General features: G+C 62.5%; 17 protein-coding genes. 12 read left to right on the forward strand and 5 right to left on the reverse strand.

The genetic code is table 11. The features are described 5' to 3' along the window. Nucleotides 1-190: 190 nt before the first annotated feature. Together ACSQ3L_RS21885 and ACSQ3L_RS21890 are read left to right on the forward strand one after the other, a co-directional pair. The gene (locus ACSQ3L_RS21885) at nucleotides 191-865 is read left to right on the forward strand and encodes an alpha/beta hydrolase (protein ID WP_013532163.1); all 675 of its coding nucleotides are present in this window, start codon (nucleotides 191-193) and stop codon (nucleotides 863-865) included. Nucleotides 866-886: 21 nt separating this feature from the next. Then, the gene (locus ACSQ3L_RS21890) at nucleotides 887-1,537 is read left to right on the forward strand and encodes an FMN-binding negative transcriptional regulator (protein WP_436161800.1); all 651 of its coding nucleotides are present in this window, start codon (nucleotides 887-889) and stop codon (nucleotides 1,535-1,537) included. Between the two features lie 475 nt (nucleotides 1,538-2,012). On the opposite strand, the gene ACSQ3L_RS21895 is transcribed toward ACSQ3L_RS21890, so the two are convergent. Then, entirely contained in the window at nucleotides 2,013-2,771 is a 759-nt protein-coding gene (locus ACSQ3L_RS21895; RefSeq protein ID WP_436161801.1) for a phosphatase PAP2 family protein, read from the reverse strand. A 126-nt stretch (nucleotides 2,772-2,897) separates the two neighbouring features. Beyond that, on the reverse strand, nucleotides 2,898-4,541 hold the full coding sequence (locus tag ACSQ3L_RS21900; RefSeq protein ID WP_436161802.1) for an ArnT family glycosyltransferase: 1,644 nt from the start codon (nucleotides 4,539-4,541) through the stop codon (nucleotides 2,898-2,900). A 287-nt stretch (nucleotides 4,542-4,828) separates the two neighbouring features. Between ACSQ3L_RS21900 and tyrS the strand changes: the two genes are divergently transcribed. From tyrS to ACSQ3L_RS21920, 4 genes are all read left to right on the forward strand, one after another. Then, a complete protein-coding gene (gene tyrS, locus ACSQ3L_RS21905; RefSeq protein ID WP_436161803.1) occupies nucleotides 4,829-6,082 on the forward strand; it encodes a tyrosine--tRNA ligase in 1,254 nt (417 codons plus the stop codon). A gap of 114 nt (nucleotides 6,083-6,196) precedes the next feature. Next, entirely contained in the window at nucleotides 6,197-7,102 is a 906-nt protein-coding gene (locus ACSQ3L_RS21910; protein ID WP_436161804.1) for a hypothetical protein, read from the forward strand. Between the two features lie 115 nt (nucleotides 7,103-7,217). Further along, nucleotides 7,218-7,406, forward strand: coding sequence for a type II toxin-antitoxin system HicA family toxin (locus ACSQ3L_RS21915; protein WP_436163500.1), 189 nt, complete (start codon nucleotides 7,218-7,220; stop codon nucleotides 7,404-7,406). 3 nt (nucleotides 7,407-7,409) lie between these two features. Continuing rightward, on the forward strand, nucleotides 7,410-7,811 hold the full coding sequence (locus ACSQ3L_RS21920) for a type II toxin-antitoxin system HicB family antitoxin (protein WP_436161805.1): 402 nt from the start codon (nucleotides 7,410-7,412) through the stop codon (nucleotides 7,809-7,811). Nucleotides 7,812-7,832: 21 nt separating this feature from the next. Here ACSQ3L_RS21920 and ACSQ3L_RS21925 read toward each other — a convergent pair whose 3' ends face one another. Beyond that, complete coding sequence (locus tag ACSQ3L_RS21925; RefSeq protein ID WP_436161806.1) at nucleotides 7,833-11,231, reverse strand: hypothetical protein; 3,399 nt, start codon at nucleotides 11,229-11,231, stop codon at nucleotides 7,833-7,835. 95 nt (nucleotides 11,232-11,326) lie between these two features. Between ACSQ3L_RS21925 and ACSQ3L_RS21930 the strand changes: the two genes are divergently transcribed. Both ACSQ3L_RS21930 and ACSQ3L_RS21935 read left to right on the forward strand, forming a co-directional pair. Next, nucleotides 11,327-11,794, forward strand: coding sequence for a peroxiredoxin (locus tag ACSQ3L_RS21930; RefSeq protein WP_436161807.1), 468 nt, complete (start codon nucleotides 11,327-11,329; stop codon nucleotides 11,792-11,794). Between the two features lie 151 nt (nucleotides 11,795-11,945). Then, a complete protein-coding gene (locus ACSQ3L_RS21935; protein WP_436161808.1) occupies nucleotides 11,946-13,250 on the forward strand; it encodes a M23 family metallopeptidase in 1,305 nt (434 codons plus the stop codon). Between the two features lie 105 nt (nucleotides 13,251-13,355). Here the strand turns inward: ACSQ3L_RS21935 and ACSQ3L_RS21940 are convergent, their stop codons facing one another. Together ACSQ3L_RS21940 and ACSQ3L_RS21945 are read right to left on the reverse strand one after the other, a co-directional pair. Beyond that, nucleotides 13,356-13,526 carry a hypothetical protein gene (locus ACSQ3L_RS21940; protein ID WP_436161809.1) on the reverse strand — a complete coding sequence of 57 codons (171 nt, stop codon included), beginning with the start codon at nucleotides 13,524-13,526 and terminating at the stop codon, nucleotides 13,356-13,358. Nucleotides 13,527-13,612: 86 nt separating this feature from the next. Further along, on the reverse strand, nucleotides 13,613-14,791 hold the full coding sequence (locus ACSQ3L_RS21945) for a M24 family metallopeptidase (protein WP_436161810.1): 1,179 nt from the start codon (nucleotides 14,789-14,791) through the stop codon (nucleotides 13,613-13,615). A gap of 223 nt (nucleotides 14,792-15,014) precedes the next feature. On the opposite strand from ACSQ3L_RS21945, the gene ACSQ3L_RS21950 reads away from it, so the two are divergent. The 4 genes from ACSQ3L_RS21950 to ACSQ3L_RS21965 all read left to right on the forward strand — a co-directional run bounded on the left by ACSQ3L_RS21950 (nucleotide 15,015) and on the right by ACSQ3L_RS21965 (nucleotide 19,170). Further along, nucleotides 15,015-16,181 carry an ROK family transcriptional regulator gene (locus ACSQ3L_RS21950; RefSeq protein ID WP_436161811.1) on the forward strand — a complete coding sequence of 389 codons (1,167 nt, stop codon included), beginning with the start codon at nucleotides 15,015-15,017 and terminating at the stop codon, nucleotides 16,179-16,181. Next, nucleotides 16,178-16,942, forward strand: a complete 765-nt coding sequence (locus ACSQ3L_RS21955; protein WP_436161812.1) for an ATP-binding cassette domain-containing protein — start codon at nucleotides 16,178-16,180, stop codon at nucleotides 16,940-16,942. The genes ACSQ3L_RS21950 and ACSQ3L_RS21955 overlap by 4 nt, the downstream gene beginning before the upstream one ends. A gap of 41 nt (nucleotides 16,943-16,983) precedes the next feature. Next, nucleotides 16,984-18,024 carry a sugar ABC transporter substrate-binding protein gene (locus ACSQ3L_RS21960; RefSeq protein ID WP_436161813.1) on the forward strand — a complete coding sequence of 347 codons (1,041 nt, stop codon included), beginning with the start codon at nucleotides 16,984-16,986 and terminating at the stop codon, nucleotides 18,022-18,024. Nucleotides 18,025-18,174: 150 nt separating this feature from the next. Further along, on the forward strand, nucleotides 18,175-19,170 hold the full coding sequence (locus ACSQ3L_RS21965) for an ABC transporter permease (RefSeq protein ID WP_436161814.1): 996 nt from the start codon (nucleotides 18,175-18,177) through the stop codon (nucleotides 19,168-19,170). Nucleotides 19,171-19,175: the final 5 nt, after the last annotated feature.

Genomic DNA, 19,175 nt, shown 5'->3' on the forward strand with positions numbered 1-19,175 from the left:
GTTATTTCCTTGAAATTCCAAGGCGAGCCGTCCTATTTACGCGGCTTGCGGCGCGGGTGGCTGGGCTCGATGTCTTGCCACTCAGTTTTGAACAATTCTAAACTAGCTTCTAAGAAGACGCTCGCCCTGCGTCAAGGCCAGAGGAAACGTTCCGGGCACCGCGCGTTCGTATTACCCAGTGGAGTATTTTATGCCTGAGGTCATTTTCACCGGTCCTGCCGGCCGCCTGGAGGGTCGCTATCAGCCTTCCAAGGAAAAGAGCGCGCCGATTGCCATCGTCCTGCACCCGCATCCGCAATTCGGCGGCACGATGAACAACAAGATCGTCTACGACCTCTTCTACATGTTCCAGAAGCGGGATTTCACCACGCTGCGCTTCAATTTCCGCGGCATCGGCCGCAGCCAAGGCGAGTTCGACCACGGCACCGGCGAGCTGTCGGATGCCGCCGCGGCACTGGATTGGGTGCAGTCGCTGCATCCGGATTCCAAGAGCTGCTGGGTCGCCGGTTATTCCTTCGGGTCGTGGATCGGCATGCAACTCCTGATGCGCCGGCCGGAGATCGAAGGCTTCATCTCGATCGCGCCGCAGCCCAACACCTATGATTTCTCGTTCCTGGCCCCCTGCCCGTCATCGGGCCTGATCATCCATGGCGATGCCGACAAGGTGGCGCCGCCGAAGGATGTGCAGGGGCTGGTCGACAAGCTGCATACGCAAAAGGGCATCACCATCACGCAGAAGACCTTGCCCGGCGCCAACCATTTCTTCTCCAACGACGCCGACCTGCTGCTCGAGGAATGTGCGGATTATCTCGACCGCCGGCTGGCCGGCGAGTTGTCGGACCCGCGGCCGAAGCGGTTGAGATAGACAAAGGAAGCAGGGACGGCGATGTACGAACCTCCTCAATTCAGGGAAACGCGGCCGGAAATCCTGCACGGGTTGATCCGAGCGCATCCGCTGGGCCTGTTGGTTTCCAACGGACCGGACGGGCCGGTCGCCAACGCCATCCCGTTCCTGCTCGACGTGGATGTCGGGCCGAACGGCAGGCTGCGCGCGCATCTGGCGCGCGCCAATCCGCAATGGCGCCTGTTGGCCGACAATCCGGCGTCACCCGTGCTGATCGTCTTCCAGGGCAGCGATGCCTATGTGACGCCGTCCTGGTACGAGACCAAGCGCGAGACCGGCAAGGTGGTGCCGACGTGGAATTATGCCATCGTGCAGGTTCGCGGCACCGTCAAGGTGATGGATGACCAAGACTGGCTGGCGCAGCAGATCGCCGATCTGACCGCGTCCCAGGAGGGCACTCGCGCCGCACCCTGGGCGGTGACCGATGCGCCGGCGCCCTTCATCCAGTCGCAGATCAAGGGCATCATCGGGCTGGAAATCGAGATCAGCGAAATCCACGGCAAGTGGAAGGTCAGCCAGAACCGGCCGGTTGCCGATCGCGTCGGCGTTGCGCAAGGACTGGAACACGAGGACCACCAATCGCCCGGCATGGCCGGCCTGGTCAGGTCCTATGGCGGTCTGGACGGCGTCTAGCGATGTCCCTGTAGCAAGGTTTCAGGGACATGCGCCGCACATTGCACTATGCTATTCTCCTACAAGACACAGTCGGGGGCAGGCATGAGAAGGATTCTGATTGCAGCTCTTCTTATGGAACTGTTGGCGGGTCCAGCTGCGGCACTCAGCGAAATACAAGGCCTCGTGCAATACGATTGCCAGACGTCAAGCTGTAATCTTCAATGCACCGGAACAAACACCAATCTGTCAGTTCCCTATAAAACGCTTACGGTTTTCCAATGGAAGGATCACGTAAGGCGGTTATGGATTGCTGTGGATGACACCCAGTACGTTCTCGGGGACGACACAACGTGCAAATTCGAAGGAAAGGCGACGTTTCAGCTCGGCTCCAGCCTACTGCCGAAGCCGACTCCGCCGTGCACATGCATTGGAAGCCAATGCACTCCGCCAGGATGCCGCCCGTAGGCCGGAGGAGTGAAGAAACCCGGATGGTTTAGGTTCTGACCTGCTTCGCTTGGCCAAACCATGCCAAGCGAAACGTCCTCTTGCGGACCGGCAATCCCGACGGCATCGGCCGAAAGATGAAGCCGAGCCGGGCAAAGACCAGCCCGCAGGCCAGCGCAAAGCCGCAGCCAAGGCCGAAGCCGGCGACGGTGTCGCTGGGATAGTGCGCGCCGACGAAGATCCGGGTCGAGGCGATGCAGGCGGTGATCGCCAGGGCGATGTACCAGCGCCGCGGAAACAACAGCAAAGCGACGCCGAACACCGCGCCCATTGTCGTGGCATGACCGGACGGGAAGCCGGCGAAGCGCGCATCGAAAGCGAAGGGATGCAGGGCCAGCACGCCAAAGTCTTCGAAATAGAGCGGGCGAGCCCGGCCGATCGCATATTTCAGCACATTGACGGCGAGGCCCGACAGGCCGACGGCGCACAGCACCAGAAAGGCCAGGCAGGTCCAGTTGTAGACCAGCATCAGCGAGCGCCGGGAGAGACCTCGCCAGTCCGTCAGGTTCGCGGCGACGAGCAGAAGCGCCGACGGAATGAGATACCAGCCGCCCAGGCCGAACTGCGTGACAAAGTCGGCGGTCCGGGCAAATCCCGCCGACCACTGGCCGTGAAGCATTCCGGCCGGCGTGTCGAGACGAACAAACGCCGCTGCCGTCAGCAAAACCCAGACCAGCGCCCAGACCGACCACAAAATGTTCGGGTATCTGGCTGGACGGGTGGCAAAGCGCCTTTTGGCGATCTGCATCGTATCGCGAAAATTGTCGAGGGACCGGCGCCCGACCCCTAGGAGCAGGCTGAAAACCGAAGGGCGTGATTTCACCAGCATAGGAAATTCGACCCCAGTGTTGCCGTCATGGGCATCGGCGAGCCGTCATGGGGCCACACGATAGAGGCCGAGCGACAGTTTGTCTCCCGACGAATAGTTGAGCCCGTCAACTTCGGCCACCCGGTTCGCCGACTTGCCTTGCGCCGCCAGCAGCCCATTCAGTTTCTGCTCGTCAACGACCTGTGCCAGCGCCAGCGCGCAGGCCGGATCGCCAAGCAGATGTTTGGCGACGCCATCGACATCGGTCAGGACGGTCTTGGTGCCGACCAGGAACACCAGGCTCGGTTCGTGATATTCAGCCGAGGCGAGCACCGAGGTGTCGCAGGGCTTGTTGGCTTGGACCGCCGCCTCGATCGCCGGGCTCAGCCAGAGCGGTTTCAGCGAGGGCGCGATGACGCCGAATAGCAAGCCATAGGTGATGCCGGCGCAGACCGCGATGGCGCCAATGCGGCGCAGCGGCACTTGCAACTGCCGCGAAAAGGCGAAATAGCCCGCCGCCAGTGCCGCCGCGGCCGCCGGAATGCTCCACCAGGAGAAGGTGCCGGTGAGGTAGATCGGTGCTCCGACGCAGACCGCCGCCAGGCCTAGGCTGACCACGGCCAGACCGAATGCGGTCGACCACCACAACCAATCCTGCCAGCGCCTGAGCGGCGCATTCGCCTCCCGCGGCGACAATGTCAGCAACCAGCCGATCAGCAGCGCCATGCCGGGATAGGCCGGCAGGACATAGTGCGGCAGCTTGGTCGGGATCAGTTCGAACACCAGCCAGAACGGTATGTACCAGGCGAGGCAGAAACGCAGCCGCGGATCGTCGCGCAGACGGTTGAGGGCCTGCAGCCCGGCGCCGACCGCGATCAGGCCGAAGGGCCACATGAACAGCGAATAGGTCAGCATGTAGAAACCGGGCGGGAGGCCGTGCGATTCCTCGCCCGACGCGACCTTGGCCACCATGTCCTTGCCGACGGCATCCTGGAGAAAGGCGCCGCCGCTCTTCCAGGTGATCAGGGCGACCCAGGGCAGCACGATAAGCAGCACCAGGGCGACACCGCGCACGAGCTTCAGCTTCAGGAGCCAGCGCCAGTCGCGTTCGAAAGCAAACAGCGTGGCAACCGTCAGCACCGATAATAGCGGGGCCACCGGTCCCTTGATAAGGATCCCCAGGCCTTGAGCCGCCCAGAAGATCCACGGCAGATGGCCGGCTACCGGTTGGTTGCGGCGCGCTGCCAGATAGATCTGGGCGAGCGCGCCTTGCGCCGCCACGCAGCAGGCCAGCAGCATGGCGTCGGTCTTGGCGTCGCGGCCCTCGAAGGCGGTCGCGAAGATCGCCGCCATCATCAGGCCGGCGGCGAGGCCTGCATTGGCACCGAAGAGCTTCGTGCCTGTCCAGGCGATGCCGACGACGGCCAAGGCAATGCCAAGCATGGAGACGAGGCGGTAGACCCAGATCGGCGCCGCCGCCCCCTCGCCGCTCAGCGCCACGGCCGCCGATTGCAGCCAGTAGATGCCGATCGGCTTCTTGTAGCGCGAGGCATCCTGAAAACGGATGTCGACATAGTCGCCGGTTTCGACCATCTGCTTGGTGGCCTGGACAAAACGGGATTCGTCGCGGTCGACTGGTGGAAGGCTCGCCAGTCCGCTGAACGTCATCAGCAGGCTGAACAGAAAGAGGGCGAGATAATTCCTGTTCATCGCGGAGCTTCCGGATCTGATTTGCGGGATAGCCCCGTCGCGGCGCTTCGGGTCCTGCCCCTGCGCGGCGCCTCAATACGCCAGCCAAAACGACGAAGCAAGGATTCGCAACGCCATCCGCACGGGCGGCAAAACAGGATTCCACTTTTGCTGATCGCTGGACCTTTGTCTGGCGCGCGATCAGACGCAAAACCGGAAACCACTTTTGCTGATCGCGCTTGGATGCTAAACGCGCGCGTTCATGCACGCCCGAGCCGCAGCGGCCGGACGCTTTCGGGAAAGAAACAATGCCTGCCTTCAAATCCGATTTCCTGCGCACGATGAGCGAGCGCGGTTTCATCCACCAGACTTCGGATGATGCCGGCCTCGACAATATCTTCGCCAAGGAGACGGTGACGGCCTATATCGGCTTCGACGCGACCGCCGAGAGCCTGCATGCCGGCTCACTGATCCAGATCATGATGCTGCACTGGCTGCAGCAGACTGGTCACCGGCCGATCGCGCTGATGGGCGGCGGCACCTCGATGATCGGCGACCCGTCGTTCAAGGACGAGGCGCGCAAGCTGCTGACGCCGCAGGATATCGACGACAACCTCGCCGGCATCCGCCGCAACTTCATGCCCTACCTCAAATTCGGCAGCGGTCCGAACGATGCCATCATGGTCAACAATGCCGACTGGCTGATGGAGATCAACTACGTCAATTTCCTGCGCGATGTTGGCCGTCACTTTTCCGTCAACCGCATGCTGGCCTTCGATTCCGTCAAGCTGCGGCTCGATCGCGAGCAGTCGCTGTCGTTCCTCGAATTCAACTACATGATCCTGCAGGCCTATGATTTCGTCGAGCTTTACAAGCGTCTCGGCTGCCGCCTGCAGATGGGCGGCTCCGACCAATGGGGCAACATCATCAATGGCATCGATCTCGGCCGCCGCATGGAGGATGCGCAGCTCTATGCGCTGACCACGCCGCTGCTCACCACCTCGTCCGGCGCCAAGATGGGCAAGTCTGCCTCGGGCGCGGTCTGGCTCGATGCGGAAATGCTGAGCCCGTACGAATTCTGGCAATACTGGCGCAACACCGAGGATGCCGATGTCGGCCGCTTCCTGAAGCTCTACACGACGCTGCCGCTGGACGAGGTCGCGCGGCTTGCACAGCTCGGCGGATCCGAGATCAACGAGGCGAAGAAGATCCTCGCCACCGAGATCACCGCCCTGCTGCACGGCCGCGCAGTCGCCGAACAAGCCGCCGACACGGCGCGCAAGACGTTCGAGGAAGGCGCACTCGCCGAATCGCTGCCGACCGTCGAGGTTGACAGGGCCGCGCTCGAAGCCGGCCTCGGTGTTCTCTCGCTGCTGGTGAGCGCCGGACTGGCGGCCTCGAACGGTGAAGCGCGGCGGCATGTGCAGGGCGGTGCGGTGCGCCTGAACGACGAGCCGGTCAGCGACGAGCGCCGGCTGGTGACGCCTAAGGATTTGAGTCCGGAAAACGTCGTGAAGCTTTCGCTGGGCAGGAAAAAACACATCCTGGTGCGGCCGGTCTGACGAGGACGTCGGCGAGATAGCCGAGCGGCTCGACGCCGTTGAGCCTGCTGGTTTCGATCAGCAAGGCGACGATGGCCCCAGTACCCGGCGCCCGCGATTTCGTTGGACAGACCAATGGTGACAGGGGCAGTGTGCGGCATGATCCGTATGCGGGGGCGCATCAAGGTGCAGGTTCGGTCGCTGGCGTCGCATTTCGTGCCGATGCTTTGTGCGTTTTTGCTAGTCTTGCTGTCACCGGCGATCGCATCAGCGCAGCAAGCCGATGTGGTGCTGGCGGTTGGCACAATCACCACCGACAACTATCCCGGTCAGGAGTTTGCTGGCAATGGACTGGGCGAGGCTATCTTGCACCAGGCCGTCACCATGCTGGACGACGGCGGGGAGTTTGCATGGTGCGCGGGAAAGGTCGTCGAATGGCGGCGGATCGACGAGGTGAACAAGGAACAGAAGTTTCAGCAGTCGAAATATGCTGATCCTGCCACGGCGATAAAGAAGCTCGGCACCGAGGCACCAGATTTTCTGATTGGTGGCAGCATCAAATTCGGCGCTGGGAAAGCCGATTGGACCATAGAGGTAAGAACCAACCCCGGCGGCGAGCTTGTTGACAGCTTCACCGGCTTTGCAGATGACGATGCGGTTCTGGACGAGGCTGCCCGGATTACCGAACACGTGCTGGACAAGCTTTGCCCCGGCCCGTGGACGGTCACCGGCGGCGGCGCTCGGATCAAGGTGAGCGGAACCGTGGCGAAGTTGGACGAGGCGTTCAAGGTAGTCGGCAAATTCCCCGGTGGCACCGCGAATTTCGTGTACTCGCCAACGTCGCGCTCCGGCGGGACAGTGGATTATGTGCTGGCTGGGGGCGGTTTTTCAGGCGCCGGCAGCGGCACCTATACGATCGGCCCTTCGGGCGACGGCTCTACCATGACGATCAAGCAAACCACGAAGGGGTGCATCGCCGGCGTGCCGGGTTCGTGCAAGACCAACAGTGAGGTGCTGACCCTGACCCCGGTTTCGCGCTGACGGTCCGCTGCGCATCCGACGGACGACTGTTTGGGGCGCCTTTTCCGCCTCCTGGTGCGGGTCGGTCCTGAGGTCACAATTGACATCATGCGCATTAGTGTGTATTGATACACACATAAAGAGCACCGATGTGATTGCAAAATTGGTCGCTGATGGATGGTTCGAGGTCGCTCGAAAAGGCAGTCACGCTCAATTCAAGCACAACGACAAACCGGGACGGGTCACCGTTCCACACCCCAGACGAGACATACCCATCGGCACGCTGCGTAGCATCGAAAAGCAGTCTGGGCTGGCACTGAGGTGAGACATGAAGCAGTATATCGGACTAATCCATAAGGATGCCGAAAGCGACTTCGGCGTGTCTTTTCCTGATTTTCCCGGTGTGATTACGGCGGGTAAGGACTTGGACGACGCTCGAGTTATGGCCGAAGAGGCCCTTGCCTTTCATGTCGAAGGGCTTGTCGAGGACGGAGAGGCTATTCCAGAGCCCTCGTCTCTGGCTGAGGTTATGGCATCAGCGGCCAACCGTGACGGCGTGGCTATTCTGGTTGGTGTGAAAACCGAAACAAAGAAAGCGGTGAGAGTAAACATTACTCTACCGGACGATGTTCTTCAGCGGATCGATGCATTCGCCGAAGCTCACGGGTATACACGCTCCGGGTTTATCGCCAAGGCAGCTCAAAGAGCAATGGAACTCGAAGCCCCATGACCGCATCCTTCGAGGCGAAGATCACCGGTATTCGAAGATCGACCTGAATATTCCAGGCGCGATCACCGACAGCGGGTTGATGTCCAGCACCGGCTTGTTGGCATTGCCCTTGAGCCGGTAGGTGACGCCGATCAGGCCACGGTCGCGGCCGTTGCCGAGCAGCGCGCCGACGATGGGCAATTCGCCGAAGATCCGATTGAGGCCATAGACCGGCATGAACGTGCCGGTCATGTCCATATTGTTGTCCTGGTCGTAGAGCGTGCCCTGGAACGTGGTGCCGATGCGCGGGCCGCGCAGCACGCCATTGGCCAGTTTCAGATAGCCGCTGCCCTTGTCGATCTCGGCGTAACCGCGTTCGAACTTCACCCGCGACGTGTCGAGCTTGCCCTTGACCGCCTGATTGAGGCTGCGGCTGTCGCCGGCCGGCGTGGTCGAGACGATGGAGGCCAGTTTCGGTTCGTTGACAATGAAAAAGTTGCTGGTGTCGACCTTGCCCGTCAGCGAGCCGTCGCTCGGTCCCGCAAGCGCCAGGGTGATCGTTCCGCCTTCCATATGCTCGTAAATGTTGAGGAACCTGAGGATGGCGCCGGCGTCGGCGGACTGCATGTTGAGTGTGCGCCGGCCGGCGCCGGTTGTGTTGCTGATCGATATGGCCGCGCCCGAACTTGCCGTGGCGCTGACCTTCAGCCCGTTCACCCGCGAACCGGCGGCGCTATAGTCGAGCTTCAAATTGGACAATCGCTCGTCGTGGAAACCGGTCAGTTGATCGACATCGGCGCTGACGGAAATGGCATCGGAACCGGTGGTCTTGGTGGCCGTATCGACATCCGAGGTGAACTGCTTGATTAGCGAGCGGGCATCGAGCGCGTTGCCGGATATGTCGACCGCATAGCCCTTGCCGGACCGCTTCACCGACACCGAAACGTCGTCGCCCCTGTTCAAGGTGACCTTGCTGAACCGCGCCGACGACAAAGCGCCGTTGACCAGTACGATGCTGCCGTCGACGGAGAAAGACTTTCCGCCGAGATCGAAGTCGGACAGCGTCGTGGTGTCGCCGGACTTGGTCATGACGAAGGTGACATTGGCCGGCACGCCCGCCCCCTTGCTCCAACCGGCCCAGGGAATGTCCAGCCTGGCATTGGTCAGGTCGGCCGAGACGTTCTGGTCGCCGCTGCCGTTCTTGTCGATCGCCACCTTCACCGTTCCGGCAAGCAGCGGCTTCAGGCCGGGCATGGCGGCGGCACGGATCTTGTCGTCGAGCACCAGGGCCACCTTGCGGCTGCGCGCCGGCCCATCATCCCTGAGCGGCTCGACAAGGTCGAGTTCGGCAGGAATGCCGTTCAACAACGCCTTGGCGGAGATCACCGCCTTTTCGGGGTCGACCGTGATCGAACCGTCGGCATCCGTCACGATCTGCCCCTCGAAGGGCTTGGCCAACGACATGCCACTGTAGTCGAGCGACACCAGCCAATCGAGCTTCGAACTATCGACGCCGGACTGCAGCGGAATATCCGCCTTGACGTGGCCGGTGACGCTGCCCGACAGGTCTTCCGGCAGGATGCCGACATGGCGCATGGCGTTGATCGGCTCGTAGGATGCGAGTTCGGCGACGGCCGACGCTTCGCCGTTGACGTCGATGTCGAGCGCGCCGATGACCGGCGGGCGATTGGCCGCCTTGACGATCAGCGTGCCGTTGCTGGCCGCGACGGTGCGGCCGCTGGGCATATAGACAGTGCCCGAGGACAGGGAGATGTCGACATCGTTGCCGTGGAAGCCGACGACGCCAACCGCGTCGCGGATCGGCGGGATGCGTCCGGCGGTGTCGAAGCGCGATCCCTCGATCTGGAAGCGGCCGAACACCTCATCGGCGGAAAGCGGCACGCCATTGCCCAGGCGGCCAGGCACGACCTGGAACTGAAGGTTGGCGTCGACGACGCGGCCGCCGAACAGATTGGCCAGCACCCACAGCCGGGCGTTGCGTGCCGAAAACCACGGCCACAGCTGCTTGACGTGGGAGACCTGCATGTCGTGGATGTTGAACGCCAGATTGATCCCCGGCGCCTTGCCGTCGACGAACGCCACGGCGGCGGTGCCAAGCACTTCGCCGGAGGCGGCGGACCGAAGCGCGATCTGCTCGGCGACCAGCTTATGGCTGACCGTGTTGTAGACACCGGCAATCCGGGCGAGGAAGGTGAGCGCAGGCTCAGGCGACTCCGAAGGTGCAAGCGAGGAACCGTCGCTGGTCAGGTCGTAGCGATACGACGGCTCCTCACCCGTCGCGCCGCTTGCCGGCTTCGGTCCGATCGAACCGGCGAAATCGAATGTCGAGCGACCGGTCTTCAGCAGCAGCCTATCCACCTGGACCTTGTTGCTGCCCGCCACCAGCGTCGCATTGACATCGAAATTGGCCGGCAGCAGCCCGCGCGTGCCGAGATCGAGGACGGAACCCGTCGACGACAAAGCGGCCGTCAGCCGCGATGCATTCGCACCCGATCCTTCCGATCCCGTCAGCTTCAAGGTGACCGCGCCCAACTTGCCGGCAGCGGCCGTGGTGTCGGCAAGCCCAGTGGTAACACCGGCATCCGCCAGATCGATGCTGGCATCCAGCGCCGTGACGCGGTGTGCCGCAATATCGCGGGTGGCGGAAGCAGCAACGGTAACCGCCCTGCCGTCGACATCCGCCGTGGACGAGAACTGCATACCGCCGGGTCCCGACTGCTCGACGGTGGCGTCGGTGATTTTGAGGAGCTTGATCGCTCCGGTTTCGGGCAGCACGAATTCGACGTTGTGAAGATCGACCCGATGCAGCGAATCTTCCCGCACGGCATCGAGTGCGCGGTTGACGTTTCCGAACACCGCAGTGGACAGCTTCTCCGGATCGATCAGGCCATCCGCATTGCGCAGCATGGCGGTCCAGTCGCCGCCGGATGGCATTGCCGCCGTGACGATGCGGGCATCGGAGATCCTGGCACTGGTCAGCCGCACATCCCCCCACAGCAGCGGGATCAGGCGCACACCGAAGCGCACACGGCCGGCATCGGCCATCGGCTTGCCGTCAGCGGTCTTCAGGCTGACGTCGCTGACCTGGAGCGCTATGAAACTCGAACTGTCGAGCGTGATGCGGGCCGGCCCGACCGCGACATTGACAGCGACACCCGCCAGTTTCTCGAGAGCCGTTTCCGCTTCCGTGCGAAGCCGTTCCGAACCGACGCCGGACGCACCGATGAGATAGACAACGACTGCCGCCAACAAGACGAGGCTGGCGAAACCGGCAAATACCCTTGCCAGCATGCGAAAGCCGCGTCCGATCGACGCCTGACCGAGCGGCGGCACGCGGCAGGCGGACGGAAAGGTCCCCAGGTCGGTGATCTCATCACGCCTGAACCGGATCTTCTCGTGCTGCGGTTGCTCCTGATCCACGCAATTTTCCGTTCTACGAACTCGATCGTGGACGAATCCCCGCTCGACACTATATCGGTGTGGCTTCGCGCGTAACCACAAACAAGGGCATCGGTATGGCTGACCTCGACGTAGGCGATCTTGCGCCGCAATTCGATCTGCCGCGCGACGGCGGCGGATCAGTCAGCCTTGCCGCATCCCTAGGCAAGCCCATCGTGCTCTATTTCTATCCGCAGGATGACACAACAAGCTGCACGCAAGAGGCGATCAGCTTTTCACAGCTGAAGCCGGACTTCGAGAAGGCCGGCGCCGTGGTGATCGGCCTGTCGCCCGACGCCGTCAAGAAGCACGACAAGTTCAAGTCGAAATACAATCTCACCATCGACCTCGCCGCCGACGAGGAGCGCAAGGTGATCGAGGCCTACCATCTGTGGGTCGAGAAATCGATGTATGGCCGCAAATACATGGGCGTCGAGCGCGTGACGTTCCTGATCGGCCGCGACGGGCGGATCGCCAGGATTTGGCGCAAGGTCCGCGTCAAGGGCCATGCGGAAGAGGTGCTCGAGGCCGTTCGCGCGCTTTGAGGTTTTGCCGGCGAGGCTGGCGCGGTTTCCCCTACAACCTTACGCACGCCTGGCGGGCAGTCGCTGCGGGCAAGCCGGCGCTGCAAGCCTTTGTTAACCTTAATAATGTGTAGTCAAGCTGTCGTTGTGTCGTAAACGAAAGCTTGGTCCCGTGAACGCAACCGGTCAGTCCGCAGTCTTCGGCAAGCGCAAGGAGCCCCACACGGTCATCATCGCCCGGGGCAACGAGATCAGGCACTTCACGATCCGACCCTGGCTGGCGGCCTTTATCGGCTCGGCGCTGGCCGCCATTGCCATCGGCTACCTCATGGCCACCTCCTACCTCGTGCTGCGCGACGATTTGATCGGCGCCACCACGGCGCGGCAGGCACGCATGCAGCAAGCCTATGAGGATCGCATTTCGGCGCTTCGCGCCCAGGTCGACCGCATCACCAGCCGCCAGCTGCTCGACCAGCAGCTGATGGAAACCAAGGTCAGCGAACTGCTTGAGCGCCAGAGCCAGTTGAGCCAGCGTCACGGCCGCCTTGGCCCGCTGCTCGAGCGTGCTGAAAATGAAGTCGGCGCGGCGCCGGCCGAAGATCCGGCAGCGGTTGCGAAGCCGGACAAACGCGCCGAAGTGACCGGCAGCATCAAGGAGCCGGCGCAGAACTATGCGATCGCCAGCCTGAGCGCCGACCTCGGCGCCGGCGACACCAGGCCGTTCTCGCTGTGGTCGACCCGCTCCGATCCGCTGCCCAACGATTCAGCCGCCGATCGTGCGGACAAGCTCTTCGTCTCGATCAACCAGTCGCTGAAATCCATCGAAAGCGATCAGCTCACCCGCATCAGCACGCTTGCCGACAACGCCTACAAGAGTGCCGACGCGATCACCCAGGCGCTTCAAGCGGCCGGACTGCCGGTCGACAGCGACTTCGGCAAGAGCGATAGCGATGTCGGCGGACCGCTGATCCCGCTCGACAGTTCGATGGTGTTCGACAGCAAGGTCAAGGAGCTGGACGAAGCGCTGGACGCGCTCGACCACCTCAAGAAGGAAGCACGCCAGCTGCCGCTAACCAATCCGGCTCCGGGTCATTCCGTCACAAGTCCGTTCGGCGTGCGCACCGACCCTCTCCTCGGCACCGCCGCCCTGCATTCCGGCATGGATTTCAGGGCGCCGATCGGCATGGCCGCCAAGGTCACGGCGCCTGGCACCGTCACCAAAGCCGGCTGGAATGGCGGCTATGGCCGCATGGTGGAAGTCGACCACGGCAACGGTTTTGCGACGCGTTACGGGCATCTCAGCGAGATCGACGTGACCGTCGGCGAGAAACTGGACGCCGGCGCCGTCATCGGCAAGACCGGCAGCAGTGGCCGCTCGACCGGCCCGCATCTGCATTACGAAGTCCGCCACAATGGCGAAGCGATCGATCCGTTGCGATTCCTGACTGTCGGCAAGAAGGTCGCCCAGTACCTCTGAGGCTGGCAGGCGGAGAGCTGATCGGCGGTCAGACACTCAAGAACAAGCTCTATCCCGACTCGCAGGCAATCAACCCGTTCAGACGGCCGTCGGCGCGCGCGGCGCTCATTTCTTTTTCGGATCCGTGTCGCCGCCGTTCGGGGCTTTGCCCTTGTGGGGCGGACGCAGGTTGTCGAAGCCCATATAGTGGTCGGTATCCGACGTGTTCCATTTGCCGCCCAGATAGATGATCGCAATGACCGCAGCGAAAATCAGCAAGACATAGATCGTATCCATACCGCCTATGTAGGGCACAAGCACCGCTCGGACAGCTGTTGGCTTTTTGTGCCGGTCTTCGCTACATCATTTGCCGTCGCAGAGCCTCAGGATTTGACATGGATCTCTCGCGGGAACCTTGTCAGCGCCTCATTGCCGGTTGCGGTCACCAAAATGGTCTCGCTGATCTCGATGCCCCAACCGTCCATCCACATGCCAAGGATGGAATGCACGACATTGCCCGGCTGTAGCACCGTCTTGTCGCCCGGCCTGAGGCTGATCGTATGTTCGCCCCAATCCGGCGGATAGGCGACGCCGATGGAATAGCCGATGCGCGATTCCTTCTTCAGGCCGTAGCCTTGAATGACTTTGCGCCAGGCGGCTTCGACGGCTTCGGCCGATGTTCCCGGCCTGACCGCATCGAGCACCGCGTCCATGCCCTCGATCACCGCTTTTGCCGTATCCGAGACATTGGTCGGCGTCTTGCCAAGCTGCATGGTTCTGGCGAGGCCGGCAGCATAGCGGCGGCAGACGCCGGCAAGTTCCAGGGCAATCGTCTCGTTGTCCCCGAACCGCCTGTCGCTCCACATGATGTGCGGGGCGGAAGCGTTCTCGCCGCCGAGGATAGTCGGCGGAAGCGCTGTGATATCGCCAGCGAAATCCGGGCTGCCGGCGATCTGCGCCGCCTGTATGGCGGCGATGGCATCGCATTCGCGAACACCTGGCGCGATCACCTCGAAGGCTCGCGTGACGGCCGCCTCGGCTAGGCTCGAGGCCTTGCGCAGATAGGCGATCTCGGGCGCCGATTTGACCGCGCGGATCCAGTTCACCAGCAGATCGGCATCATGCCATTTCGCATTGGGCAGTCCGGCGACAAGCCGGGCGTGGGCTTTCGGGGAGAAATAGTAGGCTTCGAGTTCGATGCCGATATGTCTGCCGCCCCAGCCCTTCGCGACGATCCAGCTCGCGATCCAGTCCATGGGATGACGGTCGGCGCGCTGGACATGATCCTCCGGGAAACCAACCACGTTCTCTGGTTTCATCCAGGCCGTCAAAAGACCGCCGGCCGCATCCATGGCGCGCCCGATCCAAACCGGCTCGACCTCCTCGATCGGAATGAGCACCACCTGGGGCGTATAGAACGACCAGCCATCATAGCCGGTGATGTAGTGCTGGTTGGCAACGTCATTGACGACAAGGAGTTCGAGACCGCGCTTCGCCATCTCGATGCGGATCTTGCGCAGCCGCTGCTGGTACTCGTCGCGGGCAAACGGCAATTCGATCATCTTTGCTCCATGCTTTGTCGGATCAACGGTCAACGTCGCTCACCCTTGAAGCGGTTTCGCCATGGCGGCAATCGGCCAAGTGCGGCGCGTGAGCAGGTCCTGAACCGGATACGCCATCAGAGCCTCCTCCGGGTTTGAGTTTTGGCCATCAAATTATTTTTGAATTCCATTTGACTGAATAAATAAGCAATGCGAAGCTGCCTTCTCCTAAGGGGCGCGCGTCATGGCATTGCGGGGGACCAATCAGGAGTTCGGGCGGCCTTACAACCGGCGCATCGTGCTTGAGTCCATCCGCCTGCATGGGCCGATTGCCCGCGGCGAAATCGCCCGGCGCGTCGGCCTCACCGTCCAGACCGTATCGACCATCGTCCGCGAACTGGAAGAACAGGGTTATATCCTGTCGCTGCGCGAGGAACCGAAGGGGCGCGGCCTGCCGCCGGCGACCTTGCGGATCAATCCCGAGGGCGGCTATGCCGTCGGCGTCCACATCACCCCGCTCGGTATCAGTGCCGCCTTGATCAATCTGAGCGGCGACGTGATCGAGAGCACCTACCGCGAGGCGCCGAACGCAACGCCCGACCATGCCTTCGATCTGATCGGGGCGATGGTGATTGAATTGACCAGACTGCGCGCTGGCGGACGGGTGCTTGGGGTCGGCATGGCCCTGCCCGGACCGTTCGATGTCGAATCCATGAGCTTCGTCGGCCCGACCACCATGACCGGCTGGAAGGATGTGGCGCTGGGTGAGCGGCTGGCGACTTCCACCGGGCTGCCGGCGTTCTTTGAAACCGATATGGCGGCCGCGGCCATGGGCGAGCGCCTCTACGGCCTCGGCGCTCGATTCTCCGAATACTACTATCTCTATTTCGGCGTCGGCCTTGGCGGCGTCATGGTTCATGACGGCAGCGCATTGCGCGGCGCCTGGGGAAATGCCGGCGAGATCGGACACATTCCTGTCGTCCCCGGCGGCGAGACCTGCCCGTGCGGCAACAGCGGCTGTCTCGAAAGATACCTCTCGATCGAGGCGCTCCGGCGCTGGAACGGCAGCGAGGCCGAATGGGTGGCCGAAGTCGCGCCGATCTTTCACAATGCCGTCGCCGTCATCGAAAACCTGTTCGACCCTGAAACGGTCATTCTCGGCGGGCTGGCATCCACCGATCTGCTCGAAATGCTGGCTGGTTCGGCCGGCGGCCTGCACAACTCCGTTTCCGCACGGAAGGACCGCACGACGCCACGAATCACGGTCGCGCGTGGTGGCCAACATTCGGTGTTGCGTGGCGCCGCCGCGCTTGCCGTATCCGGCGTGCTGTCGCCGCGCTTCGGGCAGATGTTCGCCGCCGAACGCGAGCGCGAGCGCGATTTTCTGAAAACCGGAGGAATTGCGGCATGAGCGAACCCCTGCTGGTGCTCGACAATGTCACCAAGAATTATGGCGCGATCGAAGCGCTCAAGGGAATCAGCTTCTCGATCGGCAAGGGCGAAGTCGTGGCGCTGCTGGGCGACAACGGCGCCGGCAAATCGACACTGGTCAAGATCATATCGGGCGGATTGGAGCCGACCTCCGGCCGCATGCTGTTCGAAGGCAAGGAGTTCCTTGCCAAATCGCCCGCCGAGGCCAAGGCGGCCGGCATCGAGACCGTCTACCAGGACCTGTCTTTGTGCACCAATGTCGACGTGGTCGCCAATTTCTTCATGGGCCGCGAGATCACCAGGAAGGTTCTTGGCGTTCCCGTGCTCGATGAGCGCGCCATGGAAGCCGTCGTCGGAAAGGCGCTGGCCAGTGCCGGCACCCGCATCCCGTCGCTGCGCACCAATGTCGAGCACCTTTCGGGTGGCCAGCGGCAGGCCATTGAGCTCAACCGGTTCGTGCACTGGGGCGGCAAGCTGGTGCTGCTCGACGAACCGTTCGCGGCCCTTGGCGTCGAACAGACGCGGCGCGGTCTCGATATGATACGCCAGGTGGCCAACCAGGGCATCGGCGTCGTCATCATTACCCATATCATGCAGCAGGCTTTTCAGGTCGCCGACCGGATCGTGGTGATCCGGCAAGGCGTCGTGGCCGGCGATGTCGCACGCAACAAAACAAGTCCCGATGCGGTGATCAACATGATCACCGGTGAGACGCTTGCCGGTGCCGGACCGGCGGGCTGAGGGACAAAAGAGGGGTCCGGCGTAAAAGAGGAGCGAACGACATGAAGCGAATACTTCTTGCTGTCTTCGGTATCCTGGCACTGGCCTTTGCCACGCTCACGCCGGCATTCGCGCAGTCCAAGGGTATCGTCTACTACATGGTGCCGACACTGCTGGACGAGTTCCAGACCGGCTCGGTGAGCGCGCTGGAACTGTTCCTGAAGCAGACCGGCTACGAGATGAAGACGCTGAACGCCGACAACAAGACCGACGCTCAGCAGTCACAGATGAACGACGTCATCGCGCTGAAGCCGGCGGCCATCATCCTGGCGGCGGTCGATTTCAATGCGCTGAAACCGTCCATTGAAGCAGCCCGCGCGGCCGGCATCCCGGTGGTCGAGTTCGACCGCCAGATCACGTCGACGCCGTCCGACTTCACTTCGGTCGCCGGAACGGTCGAGATCGGCTATGTCGCCGCCGACCAGGCCGAGAAACTGCTAAAAGCCAAGAACGGCTCGGTGAAGGGCAAGGTGCTGCAGGTGCTCGGCGATCCCGGCGATCCCTACACGCTCGACATCCAGAAGGGCTTTGAGGAGAAGATGAAGGCGTTTCCGGACGTCAAGATCATCTCGCTTCCGGCCATGCAGTGGGCGGCGGATGCAGCCGGGACCATCGTCAACGACCAGATACTTGCAAACCCCGACATCGACCTGATCTTCAGCCATGCCGCACACCTCTCGGTTGCCGCCGTCGCCTCGCTCGAGGCGGCAGGCAAGAAGCCGGGCGACGTCATGCTGATGAGCTCGAACGGCGCTCCGGTCGGCCTCGACCTGATCCGCAAGGGCTGGCTCAACGTCGAAGTCGAGCAGCCGCTCTACGCGCAGGCCGCGGCTGTCGCCATGTTCATGGACAAGGTCGTCAAGAAGGAAGAGATCAAGCCCGGCGAATACGACGTGCTCGGCCTGAAATCTACCGTCACCAAGGAAGCCTGGGGTCCGAACATCAAGATCCCAGGTGCCGCCATCACCAAGGAAAATGTCGACAACCCGGCCTTCTGGGGCAACCAGAAGCCGCCGGCGGACACCGTCAAATCAGTCGAATAGTCATTTAAAAGCGCTCCGGGCCGTAGCGGCCCGGAGCCTGCCCTTTCACAACGCCGCGTCCGAAAAGGACGCCGTGGCGAATTTGAATCCGCGCCTGATCCCGACGAAATCGAATTGATTTCGCGGGGCATGCGCCAACCGGATCAGCCCATGAACCCGCGCACACGCAAAGCCCTGGAGTTCGTTCTCGACAACCTCGTCTGGTTCATGCTGCTGTTCGTGCTGGTGGTCTTCTCCATCTTCATCCCAAACTATTTCCAGCTCGGCATCTTCGCCAACATCATCGAGGCTTCGAGCGTGCTCGGTGTCATGTCGATCGGCCTGGCGCTGGTCATCATCGCCGGTCACATGGACCTGTCGGTGGAATCGGTGGCGGCGCTCAGCGCCATGGCGGTCGGCATCCTGTTCTGCTCGTCGGGCATCGGCATGGGTGTGCAATTGCACCCCGAATGGTTGATGGTCCCGGTGTCGCTGCTGCTGGCGTTGGCCGTCGGTGGCCTCATCGGCGCTTTCAACGGCTATCTGGTGGTCAAGGTGAAGATGAGCGCCTTCATCATCACGCTGGCGTCCTACATCTGGGTGCGCGGCCTGGTGCTGGTGATTTCGGGCGGCCGCTCGGCGCAGGACCTGGCGCCGGCCATCCGCTGGTTCGGCATCCAGCGCCTTATCGGCCTGCCGCTCACCGCGTGGATCGCGGTTGGCTGTTTCGTCGTCTTTTCGCTGATCATGGCCAAGACGCCGTTTGGCCGCCACCTCATCATGATCGGCGGCAACGAGACTGCAACCTTCCGCGCCGGCATCCGGGTGAACCGCAATCTCATCATCGCCTTCGTGCTCGCCGGCGCCATCGCCGGCCTCGCCGGCTGGCTGCTGGCGATCCGCACCTCGGGCGCCACCGCCAATCTCGGCGTTGGCCTGCTGTTCAACGCCTTCGCCGCCGTCGTCATCGGCGGCGTCAGTCTCAAAGGCGGCGTCGGCACCCTCCCCGGCGTCTATGCCGGCGTGCTTTTGCTCTCGGCCATCAACACGGCGATCAACCTGATGGGCCTGCCGGCCAACTTCACCCAGGTGATCCATGGCCTGCTGGTGCTGGCCGCCGTGCTGCTCGACGCTTTCAAGCAAACCATCCGCCAAAGACTCGCATGACAGGA

Source organism: Mesorhizobium sp. LjRoot246 (assembly GCF_964254115.1).
Lineage (GTDB): Bacteria > Pseudomonadota > Alphaproteobacteria > Rhizobiales > Rhizobiaceae > Mesorhizobium.

What these genes read in the sequence shown, in the direction of transcription:
- ACSQ3L_RS21885 (WP_013532163.1), top strand. Translation starts at nt 191, where the DNA reads ATGCCTGAGGTCATTTTCACCGGTCCTGCCGGCCGCCTGGAGGGTCGC.
- ACSQ3L_RS21890 (WP_436161800.1), top strand. Translation starts at nt 887, where the DNA reads ATGTACGAACCTCCTCAATTCAGGGAAACGCGGCCGGAAATCCTGCAC.
- ACSQ3L_RS21895 (WP_436161801.1), bottom strand. Translation starts at nt 2,771, where the DNA reads ATGCAGATCGCCAAAAGGCGCTTTGCCACCCGTCCAGCCAGATACCCG.
- ACSQ3L_RS21900 (WP_436161802.1), bottom strand. Translation starts at nt 4,541, where the DNA reads ATGAACAGGAATTATCTCGCCCTCTTTCTGTTCAGCCTGCTGATGACG.
- tyrS (WP_436161803.1), top strand. Translation starts at nt 4,829, where the DNA reads ATGCCTGCCTTCAAATCCGATTTCCTGCGCACGATGAGCGAGCGCGGT.
- ACSQ3L_RS21910 (WP_436161804.1), top strand. Translation starts at nt 6,197, where the DNA reads ATGGTGACAGGGGCAGTGTGCGGCATGATCCGTATGCGGGGGCGCATC.
- ACSQ3L_RS21920 (WP_436161805.1), top strand. Translation starts at nt 7,410, where the DNA reads ATGAAGCAGTATATCGGACTAATCCATAAGGATGCCGAAAGCGACTTC.
- ACSQ3L_RS21930 (WP_436161807.1), top strand. Translation starts at nt 11,327, where the DNA reads ATGGCTGACCTCGACGTAGGCGATCTTGCGCCGCAATTCGATCTGCCG.
- ACSQ3L_RS21940 (WP_436161809.1), bottom strand. Translation starts at nt 13,526, where the DNA reads ATGGATACGATCTATGTCTTGCTGATTTTCGCTGCGGTCATTGCGATC.
- ACSQ3L_RS21945 (WP_436161810.1), bottom strand. Translation starts at nt 14,791, where the DNA reads ATGATCGAATTGCCGTTTGCCCGCGACGAGTACCAGCAGCGGCTGCGC.
- ACSQ3L_RS21950 (WP_436161811.1), top strand. Translation starts at nt 15,015, where the DNA reads ATGGCATTGCGGGGGACCAATCAGGAGTTCGGGCGGCCTTACAACCGG.
- ACSQ3L_RS21955 (WP_436161812.1), top strand. Translation starts at nt 16,178, where the DNA reads ATGAGCGAACCCCTGCTGGTGCTCGACAATGTCACCAAGAATTATGGC.
- ACSQ3L_RS21960 (WP_436161813.1), top strand. Translation starts at nt 16,984, where the DNA reads ATGAAGCGAATACTTCTTGCTGTCTTCGGTATCCTGGCACTGGCCTTT.
- ACSQ3L_RS21965 (WP_436161814.1), top strand. Translation starts at nt 18,175, where the DNA reads ATGAACCCGCGCACACGCAAAGCCCTGGAGTTCGTTCTCGACAACCTC.